The sequence below is a fragment of the Myxosarcina sp. GI1 genome (assembly GCF_000756305.1).
GTDB lineage: Bacteria > Cyanobacteriota > Cyanobacteriia > Cyanobacteriales > Xenococcaceae > Myxosarcina.
Map to the genome: position 1 here is coordinate 1 of NZ_JRFE01000066.1, position 11,901 is coordinate 11,901.

Consider the following 11,901-nt stretch of genomic DNA (forward strand, 5'->3'; position numbering starts at 1 on the left):
GCAGCCATTGTAACGGACAATCTGGTTTTTAAACCGTAAATCTTTACTTTCAGTATTACCGCCACAAGCAATAAACATTGAAATAATATTTGCTGGTGAAGGTTGGTTAAAGCCAACTATGTCAATATCTTGACCCTTCAATTCATTATACCCTAGACAATTGCCAAAGTGAATAGTTTTTGAGGGGTTATTGAACTTCTTTTTATTAGCAATTGTGGTAATTACTAGGCGGTTGCCTGTTAATTCTCTAAGCTCATTAACATCTAATTCTTTTAAACAGCTTCGGGAATAAGAGCGATCGGTAATTTGGTACAGATTGCCTTTTAATTCTGTATCTCCGACATTGATAAGCTCTAATCTATCCCCAGCCAACTGCTTGAGGATAGCTTTATTTGGTGTAGCCGAGAGAATGATTATTTTATTGTCGGGCAAGTGTAAACTAGGCTGAATTATACTAAATTTCTTACCATTCTTAACTAAATGGGAGGCAGCCAGCAGCTTCGGAATCTCCGACTTATAGCGACTGCTAAACTCAATACGGGAGCGATGCTCGAAGTAAGCTAGTAAGGTTTCAGGGTTTAAATTATTTGTTATGTCAGAGACATCAACCGCTTGATTATCTTCTGAGGCAACTAACCTATTCCATATTTTCCCATACAAATCGGGCTGACAACCGCTAGCTACTGAAGCTAACTCGTTCAATGTCGAGCTACTGACCCGTAGATAGCTTTTAGATAGGTCTTCGTCGGCTATTACTGTACGACCTTCAAAGGCTTCAGGACAAAGGCTAAAGAATGCGTGGGTAGCCAGTATTACTCGCTGGGTAGACCCGCCTCTAATCTGATCCTTGGCATCTAAGTATTGTCTGATGTGCTGCTTAACTGCATCAGTCAGTTCATTCTTAATTAAGTCTTCTGTTCCACAAGGGTTAGAGGGTAAAGGGTTGTGAGCTATACACTTATAAAGCAGATCGTTGGCTTCCCTACCCATATTGAATTGGTATAGCTCGTTAATCGTTTTACGAAGAACAGGAGCATCTGGTAAGTGTAACTCGACTTGAGCCAACACTGGATACTGTACTGCTTGTTGGAATTCTTGAAGCAACTTATGAGTAGCAAACAAGATAACAACATTGATGTTATGGCTCTCTAAAAACTTGTAAAACTCAGCTTGAGCTAAATTATGAGTTTTACCTACTCCAGTAGAGACAGTAATCGTTATAACACCATTAGAATCCTTTTGTAGAGCAGTTACGATCGCTTCATTTAGTTTATCCCTTGATGCTTCTAGCGTGACTGTCTGAGGCAATTCTAAGCGTAGGATGTTTCTACCCTTGGCGATGTCGTAGAGCGAGTAATCGACATCAGGCATAACACAAGGGTTAAAACCAATTCTTCTAAGAACCTTACAGAAGTTTTTAACATTGCTATTACTTCCTTGGCTAGTTAGATAGTCTTCGTGGAGATGATTCTTGTAGAACGTCTCACCGCCTTTTAGGTATGCCAAGCTACTGGCGATCGCCGCGCATTCGGCAGACGATAATTTCTCTTTGAGTGTAAATCGATGGAAAACTTGACTAAGTTCAGAATTTTCGATTAAAGCTTGAAGCGTTGAAGGATTTGTATCTGGATTTACAGGGGCTAAAGTATTGCTACGTAAGACTTTGAGCGAATTGATGTATGGTTTTTTATCGCTCAGAAGATTATCTCTATTATATATATTAGTAGTCGTAATCGCGAGAGGGTAATTTTCCCATACATTTCGACTCTCTAACAGCATCCAATCCCTTACAGGGATTAAGGTTGAGCGATTGACAATTGGTTTATTTACTTCATCGATATCGCCTAGACCTTCCTTGCTCCAAAGTTGACCCCAATCAGCTATAAAAATTTCAAAGTTAGCTTTTAATTCGTTGCGGACACTGATAAGCTCGTTAATGTCTTTGTCGATACGACCATCAAATACTCGCTGGTTCGCGATCGCTCCTGCGTCTGGCGTAATTATCACTCGATCTGGATTGAGTACAGCTAAAGTTTCTCTTAGCTGTCGAGGGTATAATGAAAGGTCGAATGCGCTGCCGACAACTGTTTTGTCATGTATGACAGCCGCTAGCATTGGCTTTAAGCTCCCCTCACAAATGTAGATAGTTTTATCGCTGTTTACAGTTTGAATGACCTGTAAGGGGAACTCTAGAGAGCCATCTTGAAGTTTTACCTTGGCATCATTAATTTTTGAGCCTCGATAGCTCCAAGTATTCCAGCTATATTTTGGGGTATCTTCATCCTCCTTTGACTTGAAATTCATAGGTTGATGACCTATTAAGTCACCATATACATTGAAGATAGGGATGTTTACCGCATTTCCGTAGGAGGAATAGAAATCTTTACTTTCTCTCTTGGGATCTGTAGCCTTAACTCCAGCTATGGTGGCAGAAACGGGCTTAGAAAGCTTAACTTCTTTACTTGGTGCGGAGAAGAAGCCTAGTGATTGCCAATGTTTAGCATTTTGTTTTTCATGGAATCTCTCATTTAAAAAGTCAACAGCTTTTCTGGTAGGGGGTAACTGCTTGACTAGCGACCACAGGTTTTTACTATGTTGGGGTCTATCGGGTTTAGCTGTCTCACACTTAGTCGGCTTCTTGGTTTTCTTAGCCGCTGTTACTTTGCGTTGATAGCTGGGTTTCTCTCTTACTGGAGATAAAGCTCCCCCCATATTCCCACCGTTAAGAACATTTAGCCTATAGCCATTGATTTCTTCACCGATGCTAAAGTTGCTGACATAAAAGCATAAAATACCTGTATCAGTGAACTTACATTTACCGTTTGTCTTGTCACAGACAGGGCAGGGATTTGCTTTTGATGAACGCCCGCTCGTCGGATGATTATTATTATGTAAGTTGCTTGATAGACCGAAATTTGATAATATATTCATAACAGTTGATTCGACCATCTCAGGTCGTTGACTCGACCCTCTAAGGTCGTTTTAAGAATCCCTGCTCTAACAGGGGTTTACAAAGGATAAGAATTAAAAGCTCGCTCTCCTCTCTCAAAATTTGAGCGAGTTTTTTAATGTCTACTAAATATTAATTTCTACCAGAATAACTCCTTTAGACGTAAAACTAAACAGTAAAACTACGGAACATTCTTGACATTTAAAAGATTATTTGTTAGTTGCTAGAAAATTTGACTTTTAGATGATTCTATAATTAGTTGTGCATCGTTGAATGAGAGTGACTGGATTTACCAGTCACTTTTGTTTTAAGCGGGTTCCCAGATGATGAGCAACTGACAAATCCTCGGTTGTTCCCCTACCATTCTTAGCTCCATCCCGCGTTCAGCATTTACCATCTGTCGTTTAATCTTCTTAGCTTTTTTCAGGTTAGCGGTATGTGTTAGAACCCGATGAGTGAACCAGAAGTCTATTCCAGGTAAACGGTATTCGTACTTGATTTCGTAGTGACCCGTCTTATCATCTTTAGTCATGAATACCTTCTCACCAGGGTTTAAGTAAAGTCTTTTGACTTCTCCGATTTGAGTTTCGGCGGGGTTATCTTGCAACCAAGCTTTGACTTTTTCATAACTTGCTCGATCTGCTGTCTGTTCTCGTTGACCTTCTTTGTAGCCTTCTATGGCAGTAATACAAAAATCACGAACAAAACCTGTATATCCAAGCATTTCAAGCTGTTTAGCCATTTCTAAATCTTTTTTAAAATGCTCTTTGAATTCTCTACTAAATTCCATTACTTAACCTCCTTTGGTTCATGTTTAGTCGGGTCTTCTTCGATCTGCTGTATGGTTTGCCATACCCAAGGGATAGCGTTTTCGTTGTTGGAACGGCGCGCTATGAATAGCTCGTTTGAGTCTAGATCAATCTCTGGATCGTCTAAGAGTTGCCAGGAATGCTTATCGAGGTAAACGAGCATTTGTAGTCGGAACCATCTAGACGTTGTAGTTCCGTTTTTTTCTAAGATGCGTTTGAGTAGTTGATAATCACGGGAATCTACCCGTATAGAAACTGTTGATTTGTCAGACATTTAATGTAGTCTCATAAATTTGGTTTACAAGTAATAGTAGGTAGTCGTTTGTATAGTTGATTAACGTATTAAGTAGGTTTCAGCTATTGCCATAGATTAGTGACTATTAATTAAGCTGCAACCATAGATAAAAATCTTAAGTAAACCTCAAGCATAAAGCCTCGTATTCAACTGTTAGCTGTCTAAAGCTTTCGGGCTTGCCTCCAAGGTCTGGATGATGCTGCTTAGAAAGCGATCTGTAGGCTTTTTTTAGCTCTGATAAGCTGTTATAGGTATCTGTGAGGAATTTTGCAGAGTTAACTGTGGCGTTCGCTTTAATCTTGTTTTGGGTGCGGTTGTAGGCTTCCCAGGCTTTTTGATAAGCTTTTTGCTGTCTTCTTTGATATTCAGGGTCATTCATTTGACGCTGGCATTCAGCTTCTCTTGCTTGGTAGGATGCCTCATATTCCTGCATACGTTGCTTATATTCGTCGCTATCAGGCTCGAAGTATCTTCTATGGTTATAAGTGCGATCGCGTTGTTTTTCTCCTTCTGGGGCATTTAACCAAGCTGTAACCATCTGATTAAGATCATGAATGTTGTCAGATCTCAGACGAATACTGACAGATTGCTCATAGTCTTCTGAATTAACAAGCCTGTACTTAAGGAAGCTATAGCCTTTACTAGCATGATCGGACTCAATATTAGGGCTTATTCTTGATTCCCATTCTTTACAAGCGGTCTTAAACTTTAGCTTGTACTGCTCGAATCGCACCTCTCCACACTCTAGCCGCATCATCTCCAGTGCCTCGTTACTAGTTGAAGTATGACGGCAGCAATAACGGGCGAACTTCAATTGACTGGCGATCGTCATCTTCCGCCGTTGATTAAAAAAGCAGTTGGATGCCCAGATGAACTGTGGAGGATAGCCATATTTACTTTTGAAACGGTAGTAAGCGGCTTGGGGTTTGCGGTCGTACTGGTAGCACTCTTTCCGCATCTGCTTGTAATCTAATTCTTCTTTGGATGGTTGGTCTATCATGGCTTTCTATTTGTTTACATAGCTTTATTATAACTAGGTAATACCTAGGTAAAAGTGACTTAAATCACAAATCAAAAAAAATAATCCCTAGTTAACCTCTCTCTAGGGATGCTTACTTTATTCTTTGACCCAAGCATTAGCTCTATCTCTGACCTTTTTAAACCCTTTGTAGGCTTTGCCACTTTTTTTACATCTAGTACCCGCAGACTTAACTGCTTTTTCTGAAGTACCAACTATATCTGCAATTTCTTTATTAGAGTAGATTCTAGTCTTCGCTGTTTCGGTCTTCTCTAAAAGGTCAAATTCTAGCTGTTCCTGGGGAACTTCGAGGGGCTGTTTCTGCTTTGGTTTGACAGGCTGGCTGGCTACTTTTTTACGGTTGATAGTTCCTCCTCAACCTCTGATAATTTGCTCGTCAGTTTGGCGATCGCTTCTTCAAATTTAGCCTCAGTCCGTTGTTGTATCTCGCTGACTGCCTCCTGTAAGCTAGGTGGCAACGAACCATCACTATCTAAGGTTATAGTCTTAGGTTGAGCGATTATGTCTTTAGCTGTGATACTAGCCCTCATCCAATTTTGAACGGCATCAGTTACATTAATACCTTTTCGTTTACAGAGAGCCTTAAAACCATCTTTTAACTCTGGATCGATGGATAGATTCATCTGTACTGTTCCTATGTTTTTTGGCATCTTACCTCATTTTAAAAAGTACCTAACTATAATATAGCTAAAAAATAGCTGTAAATTGTGATTTGGGTCACTGGAGCTTGGTTGTTTGCTAGGTACGATATAGGTAAATCAAAACACAACACAAGCAAGACAAACACTATGGATTTACACACTAGACGCACTATTTCTCTTATTATCCAAAATCAATGTTACAAAGGCTTTAAAGCAGACAATCCTTGTTGGTGTGCTGTAGGGGAAGCTTTTATCGATTACATAATGATGATGTCTGGCTCAGAACTAAGTCCTATAGAGCTAATCATGCCTATTATGATTGAGATCTATGGAGAGACAGAGACACTAGCTTATTTGAAATATATAGAAAGCTACGATTACGACCGTAGCAAGCGCAACGGAGAGTATGAAAAGTTTCTCGCCACATAGAAATTAAAGTGCTTGTTACCTAGGTAGGTACAAGCTATAATATAGGTATAAGAGAGGCGGCAACCACCGACCAAAGTAACTGCCACCTCCTAGTCAACTCCATACAAACCACAAAGTTAACTATGCTAAATATTAACCTACAAATTGCTCAACATCTTAATTGCGCTCCCTGTGACCTAAAGTCAGTTGAGGAGTGGCATAACTGCTTTTTTGTTCGCTTCGTTCTTGGCTCCCCAAGATTCGTATCTAAACGGGTTGTCAAGCCTGAACCAGCAGTAACTGTAGCGATTCCTGTATTTGCCAACAAAGATAGCCGTAAACATCGAGTGCAGCCTTTGCCTAAGCCTGAATTTGAAACCTACCAAGTGATGGCGCGTACTGCGATAAGGCATGGCTGGTTAGGCTCAGAGAATCGAGGCTTAAAGGTAAAGAACCTCAGCACCAAAGAGATTACCTGGATCAATAACTATCGACCCCACGACAAAGACATCAATAGAGGCGATTTTATTCGCTTCGATGGGAAAGATATTCAAGTTATTAGAGACGGAATGAGAATGCTTCTAAGCTTCTAGTCGCGATCGCAAAAGGCAGGGCAATCCTGCCTAAATAAAAGACTTACCAATTAAGGAGAATTATGCACCAACAAACAAATACAGAATTTTGGGCATGGCTGAGAGAAAAAGCGATCGCCTACCACGAACAGAAACAGCAAGCCAATAAACCCCAAGCTAGAAAGCTTACACCTAAGAATTAAGACTATGAAAAACCCTAAACACACAGACGCTATTAAACATCCCAATAAGCTCAAAGCTGTGGTTGAGAGCGTTAAGTGTTCGCAAGATCTTCGACAGTTTTTAGTAGATTTAGGCTATTTTCTTCAGGAAAGAGCCGATGGTTTTAAGGTCGATATGGAAACGAGGGATACTAATGAAGAGTTAATCGAATTATTGGAATACTGCGGCAAACAAGCTGAAGCTCAAGCTACGGCTGTTTGGTGGCGACTGTTATCGCAGCGATAATGAGACAATAATAAAGTCAAAGGGAAGCTACAGACGGCAATCGGTGAGCTTCCCCGATCTCTTTTACGTTCAGTTAATAGAATTATATCAAGATGACCAACAGCAATAGTAACGGAAGTAACGATCGCTTAGAGCAGATAACTCAAAACCTAGCCACTATCACAAGCGCGTTAGGAACTCTAACTAATGGCGTGACTCAGAACCGCGATCGCATTTCTAGGCTAGAGAGTGTAGCCAGCCAGAATGCAGATAACATAGAAACTTTGGCGCAATTTTCCAGAGACAGCGCAGCCAGATTGAGAGCATTAGAGACTGCTACTCTTAACCTCACGGACAACCAGCAAAACATCTTAGGAATACAGGAAACTCAAGCAAGAACGCAGCAACAGCTAGCAGAGAACCTAGCCGAAATTAGAGCCGCGTCTGAGAAGTACGATCGTATTTTAGATTATCTGTTGCGGCGCGATGGCGAACGGTAGACAAATACCATAAAACGGCAAAATAAAGCGATTGATTAAAATTGCTAATCTGGCTTGAATACCGATAATTAAAGTTTAAAGATTAACTCTGCTTATAACCTTTGATAAACAAGGGTTGTAGGTGGCTTTTCTAATTCACCAGAACTGAAGTTATCGGAATTAGAACCCGATCCAGACTCATTACAATAAACAGCTTGCTAAAGTTTGTATCTAAAGTTTGGGAACACTAAGCATGTAGTTTACTTTGATACCTATGAACTTTGTTACTTTACTTTTAGCCTCAGCGATTAATCTACAATGTCAGCAGACGACTTGGGATGGCTTACCCTGCGAAAATCCTGTAGATTGCGATCGCCTGATGGAATTTACCTTAGATTTAGACAATAAGTCTGGAGAACTTAAGTCTACAGATTTTTATGAGGGTAAACTTGAAGTAGATGTATATGCTACTGATAAGCTACAGGTAACTCCAAATTACATCAATTTCCCTTTCTCCGATACTTATATCAATATAGATAGAAGAAACTCCACTTTTGCTCTTAATAGAGCAGGTGGAGTTTGTAAGTTGGTTGATAAGGAGGAAGTTGAGAGGGCGTTTTAATGCTTATGTGGTGTTAAACTTAGTCTCAAGCAAGGTTTTACAAGATTATGGGGAAAATTAGCTATTCTGCTGTAACTAAAGTTTGCCAATGGCTCGACAACAGAGGATTTTCTGCACTAGCAGATGAGCTTTACCGCTCGGAAGTCAAACGAGAATTTAGATATCTTCTTTCACTATATTCCAGCGATCGCCATAAGTTTATCGTTCCAGGAAAAAAGATAACGGTCTATCGAGATGGTGAGCCGTTCCCCTCTGTTTTATGGAGTCTTAACCCATCTTGGCGCGACAACCTAACCAGCTATGAAGATACAGGAGAGATTGACGAGCGGGTTATTAGTTCAAATTTCCAACACTTCATTAAGTAGCGATCGCTATTAGTGTCTTGGCCAGCCAGAATTGCCTCAGATAGACTTGTTAATACATTAGATAACTAATCCACTTCAGAATACTTAGAGGCTTTACTTTGCCGTTTAAATGGCTTCAGGTTAATTTACGGCAATTAGAGGAAGGTTTAATAACTGAGATTTCGGCTTGCCGATTATATATATTATATACACCTGTTGACAGGCTCCCGCCCTTGATGTGTAATGGTTGTATCTGTTTTGTTCACTTTTCAAAGTACTACACATATAGATAAATATATAAGGGTAGTACTTTGTATTTTTGAACATTTCCGTCTCTACCAAAATGTGGATCTGGTTAAACGGGTTAAGCGTTTTAAAAGTAGGATTTCTCCACCTTTGACTCGTATCCGAGCCTATCACGATTGATAAGCTCAAATATCGCGTATGGCAGCCTTTTTCATCAAATGATTAATTTTACCTAACAGCATCTTAAGCGGCTGGTATAGCTGTTTAAATGCGGCTATGTGGTGCTAATGATTTCTTGTTCACTTCAGCAAAATGTGGAGTGAGAAACGAGGAGATAAGTAACTATTAGCAGCAGTGCTGCACTTATATATTTAATACATGTGTTGACAGCTTTCCACCCTTGCAGTGTATAGGATGTAGCTATTTTACACCAAAAACAAAACCTCTCGATTGAGAGGTTAGTTGTTAGATTTTGACTTGAATCAAATCTCAACTTTTCGGCTTTCTTTTATTTATGGATTGTTCGATCCTTTCGATGTCTGAACTCATCCTTTCAAATTGCGATCTCGTTGACCGAATAAACTCTGCTACTGCGTTTATCCGTCCTTTCAGGTTCTCTAAATTTTCCAGCGTAGTGTCTAGATTGATTACCTCTGTGTTAGAGTCTATTCTCTCTTGCAGATTACGATTGTTGACAATTACATCGCGACGATAAATTCTTTTCATTTAATTACCTCTGATTTTGATTTACGAATTTCAATAGTTAGGCGATCGGGCTTGCCGATCTGGATTATTTGCGGTTTGGGTGTAGGGATGTGGATAATATGAGGCTTAGTTGCCATTGACCCCTTTGTCACGCATCATGTCAGCGTATAGCTCGGCTAATTGCTCTGTCGTTTGGGTGTTAAGCCAATCACAATAAGCTTTCTGCTCTGGCGTTTGGTTTGCTAAGAAGCGATCGTATTCGGCTTCTAGGTCTTCTTTACTCCAATTCTCGTAAGGATTAGGTTTGTTCTTGATTTGACCAGCTTTTTGGTCGTCGGCGGCAACCTTTAGTGCCTCTATGCGTTTCTTTAAGTTAAACTTCATTGTTAATCTCCAGTTCTAAATTCTCTACTCGTTCAGTCAAGCTTGACTCTTGATAGCGATCGGCGGCAGACAACAATAAATGCACGGTTCTAATGATGTCTGGAGCGGTCGTTTGTTCGTCGTCTAGGATCTGACTTAACCGTTCTATACCGCGACAGAGAAGGCTTTGTAGCTGGTTTAATTGGCTGCGATAGGTAGTTGTAACGATTGAGCGTAATTCGGCTTTAAATTCGGGTTTCTTAAGCCAACGATCTATGGTTCGCTCGTTGACACCAGCTTCGGTGGCGGCTTGATTGATCGTTTTTCCACTTGCCAAAGCGGCGATCGCAATTAATTCGGATGCCTTTAATTCTTCCATATCACTTAAACGTATGTGGCTAATGCCCCCAAGAGAGGGCTGTCTATGATTGCTAGTTCGAGGCTGTTAGCACATGGAAAACTTAAAAAATCCAATTATCAAAGGAGTTGTTTTTTTCCATTTGGTTCAACGTATAGTCCCAATTACCAGAGCCTAACGTCAAGTAAACTTGCTTCCTTTCTTTGCTGTAACGCACAAATGGCAAGGTAACTTTAGCTAAGATGCGGGAGTCGCCAAACCTTGAAGCATTCCGTTCGGTCGAGCTTCCGTTAGTGATACCTGCTTTACGATTACCATCTTCGGTCAACGCCTCCAGCTTTTGTATTTCTTTCTGAGCCTTACTCACTGCTTCATTAACAATAGGAGTTTGCTTAGCAATTTTGTCGTCATACTCAGCATGAACAGCTAAACGACGAGCTTCGATAGCTTGCTCTAATTCTTTTTCTGAATTCTTCAGAGCAGCCTTATAACTCTTAATCCGTAGTTCTAATTTCTTAGTTTCATTGGCGATTTCTTTTTGTCGCGTTTCGCAGCGGTCGAAGCATTCATCAACATGATCTGGATCGGAGATGGATAACATCTCGTGGTTCAGGGCGTTATCTTCGCTCTGAAGATCTCTAAGCATTTGCTTTTGGGTATTAATCGCTTCTTGGGTTCGCTCGATTTTAGCTTCAATCTCGATTATGCTCTTTTCTATCGCTTGAATCATAGTCTTTATCTGGGTAATTACGTTTTGTAACTAATAGTAAAAACGCCAAAAATCAGGGACATTTAGTGCAATGTGGGGTTATGAGCAAAAAAATTGCCCCAAGGCAAGGAAACCTTGAGGGCGACTACTATGATTAAACAATTTGTACTTGTACCGAAAATTAAAGAATCAGCAAGCAAGCGGGGGAAACCTTAAAACCCAAATGCTTAAAGAATATAATTTACATATATTGTGAGATTTTGAACCTCACAGCTAATAGTAATTCTTCTGTTTATCTGTTTAATTTAGCCTGTTTGTTGATTCTCCAACAGGGATGTTAGATAATACTGACGCTCTGGAGTTAACCTTTTCCATGCCGCATTGATAAGCTCTTGCGTAACTTCCTCTGTGGCTAGGATCGAGTTGAGTAATTCAGAATTCATTTCTTTGAAATTGAACCCATCTAGAAGAGCTACGATGTTTTCTTCTGTTGTGCTGATAGAGCCTGCTTGAATCGCGATCGAAAACTGCTTAGAAATCTCGCTCTCCTCACTTCGATATCTTTTCCCTGCTCTAGAGTCCATATAAATGACTCTCTCGTTAGAATCGCTTCTATCGGTTTTGCTTTCCTGACCTTGTGCCAGGGTAGTTTCGGCAGCGATTGCCTCTGTTGGGGTGTCGATTTGTAGCTCATTAGACTGAGTTGCTTGTAGTTCATGGTGTATTTCCTTCCAGTCGTCTTTCGTAATTAGTTGAGATTGTTTAAGGGGGAAACCTGCGGCAACCAGCACTGTAGCATCGGTTATAACCAGTCTAGACCTACCTACGGCTTGCTCCAAATCGGCATTTATTAGCTCGAACTGGAGATTTCTTAGTTCTTCATCTACAAAGCAATAGAATGGGAAACGGCAGCC

14 protein-coding genes are annotated in these 11,901 nt (G+C 40.4%); 6 read left to right on the forward strand and 8 right to left on the reverse strand.

Features of this window, described 5'->3' with window-relative positions:
* The 4 genes from KV40_RS31415 to KV40_RS31435 form a co-directional block, all read right to left on the reverse strand.
* The coding region (locus KV40_RS31415; protein WP_156114290.1) for a hypothetical protein at positions 1–2,931 on the reverse strand (2,931 nt) is incomplete at its 3' end.
* Between the two features lie 326 nt (positions 2,932–3,257).
* Complete coding sequence (locus KV40_RS31420; RefSeq protein ID WP_036489702.1) at positions 3,258–3,740, reverse strand: hypothetical protein; 483 nt, start codon at positions 3,738–3,740, stop codon at positions 3,258–3,260.
* 429 nt (positions 3,741–4,169) lie between these two features.
* Positions 4,170–5,054, reverse strand: coding sequence for a J domain-containing protein (locus KV40_RS31430; RefSeq protein WP_036489705.1), 885 nt, complete (start codon positions 5,052–5,054; stop codon positions 4,170–4,172).
* Positions 5,055–5,419: 365 nt separating this feature from the next.
* Entirely contained in the window at positions 5,420–5,716 is a 297-nt protein-coding gene (locus tag KV40_RS31435) for a hypothetical protein (RefSeq protein WP_156114291.1), read from the reverse strand.
* 165 nt (positions 5,717–5,881) lie between these two features.
* On the opposite strand from KV40_RS31435, the gene KV40_RS31440 reads away from it, so the two are divergent.
* The 6 genes from KV40_RS31440 (at position 5,882) to KV40_RS31465 (ending at position 8,627) form a co-directional block, all read left to right on the forward strand.
* A complete protein-coding gene (locus KV40_RS31440) occupies positions 5,882–6,163 on the forward strand; it encodes a hypothetical protein (protein WP_156114292.1) in 282 nt (93 codons plus the stop codon).
* Positions 6,164–6,285: 122 nt separating this feature from the next.
* Complete coding sequence (locus tag KV40_RS31445) at positions 6,286–6,735, forward strand: hypothetical protein (protein ID WP_036489711.1); 450 nt, start codon at positions 6,286–6,288, stop codon at positions 6,733–6,735.
* Between the two features lie 186 nt (positions 6,736–6,921).
* Positions 6,922–7,182, forward strand: coding sequence for a hypothetical protein (locus KV40_RS31450; RefSeq protein WP_036489713.1), 261 nt, complete (start codon positions 6,922–6,924; stop codon positions 7,180–7,182).
* 92 nt (positions 7,183–7,274) lie between these two features.
* Positions 7,275–7,661, forward strand: a complete 387-nt coding sequence (locus tag KV40_RS31455) for a hypothetical protein (protein WP_036489715.1) — start codon at positions 7,275–7,277, stop codon at positions 7,659–7,661.
* 253 nt (positions 7,662–7,914) lie between these two features.
* Positions 7,915–8,262: a hypothetical protein gene (locus tag KV40_RS31460; protein ID WP_036489717.1), complete on the forward strand. Its 348-nt coding sequence runs from the start codon at positions 7,915–7,917 to the stop codon at positions 8,260–8,262.
* A 47-nt stretch (positions 8,263–8,309) separates the two neighbouring features.
* Entirely contained in the window at positions 8,310–8,627 is a 318-nt protein-coding gene (locus tag KV40_RS31465; protein ID WP_036489719.1) for a hypothetical protein, read from the forward strand.
* A gap of 1,056 nt (positions 8,628–9,683) precedes the next feature.
* On the opposite strand, the gene KV40_RS31475 is transcribed toward KV40_RS31465, so the two are convergent.
* From KV40_RS31475 to KV40_RS35900, 4 genes are all read right to left on the reverse strand, one after another.
* Complete coding sequence (locus tag KV40_RS31475) at positions 9,684–9,941, reverse strand: hypothetical protein (protein WP_036489723.1); 258 nt, start codon at positions 9,939–9,941, stop codon at positions 9,684–9,686.
* Positions 9,931–10,299 (reverse strand): helix-turn-helix domain-containing protein, encoded by a 369-nt coding sequence (locus KV40_RS31480; protein WP_036489725.1) that lies wholly within the window; start codon positions 10,297–10,299, stop codon positions 9,931–9,933. The genes KV40_RS31475 and KV40_RS31480 overlap by 11 nt, the downstream gene beginning before the upstream one ends.
* An 82-nt stretch (positions 10,300–10,381) precedes the next feature.
* Entirely contained in the window at positions 10,382–11,008 is a 627-nt protein-coding gene (locus tag KV40_RS31485; protein WP_036489727.1) for a hypothetical protein, read from the reverse strand.
* Between the two features lie 284 nt (positions 11,009–11,292).
* On the reverse strand, positions 11,293–11,901 hold a 609-nt coding region (locus KV40_RS35900), incomplete at its 5' end, for a hypothetical protein (RefSeq protein WP_036489729.1).

Bases quoted from the DNA above. Each gene is read 5' to 3' on its own strand.
- KV40_RS31420 (WP_036489702.1), bottom strand. From the start codon at position 3,740: ATGGAATTTAGTAGAGAATTCAAAGAGCATTTTAAAAAAGATTTAGAA.
- KV40_RS31430 (WP_036489705.1), bottom strand. From the start codon at position 5,054: ATGATAGACCAACCATCCAAAGAAGAATTAGATTACAAGCAGATGCGG.
- KV40_RS31435 (WP_156114291.1), bottom strand. From the start codon at position 5,716: ATGAATCTATCCATCGATCCAGAGTTAAAAGATGGTTTTAAGGCTCTC.
- KV40_RS31440 (WP_156114292.1), top strand. From the start codon at position 5,882: ATGGATTTACACACTAGACGCACTATTTCTCTTATTATCCAAAATCAA.
- KV40_RS31445 (WP_036489711.1), top strand. From the start codon at position 6,286: ATGCTAAATATTAACCTACAAATTGCTCAACATCTTAATTGCGCTCCC.
- KV40_RS31450 (WP_036489713.1), top strand. From the start codon at position 6,922: ATGAAAAACCCTAAACACACAGACGCTATTAAACATCCCAATAAGCTC.
- KV40_RS31455 (WP_036489715.1), top strand. From the start codon at position 7,275: ATGACCAACAGCAATAGTAACGGAAGTAACGATCGCTTAGAGCAGATA.
- KV40_RS31460 (WP_036489717.1), top strand. From the start codon at position 7,915: ATGAACTTTGTTACTTTACTTTTAGCCTCAGCGATTAATCTACAATGT.
- KV40_RS31465 (WP_036489719.1), top strand. From the start codon at position 8,310: ATGGGGAAAATTAGCTATTCTGCTGTAACTAAAGTTTGCCAATGGCTC.
- KV40_RS31475 (WP_036489723.1), bottom strand. From the start codon at position 9,941: ATGAAGTTTAACTTAAAGAAACGCATAGAGGCACTAAAGGTTGCCGCC.
- KV40_RS31480 (WP_036489725.1), bottom strand. From the start codon at position 10,299: ATGGAAGAATTAAAGGCATCCGAATTAATTGCGATCGCCGCTTTGGCA.
- KV40_RS31485 (WP_036489727.1), bottom strand. From the start codon at position 11,008: ATGATTCAAGCGATAGAAAAGAGCATAATCGAGATTGAAGCTAAAATC.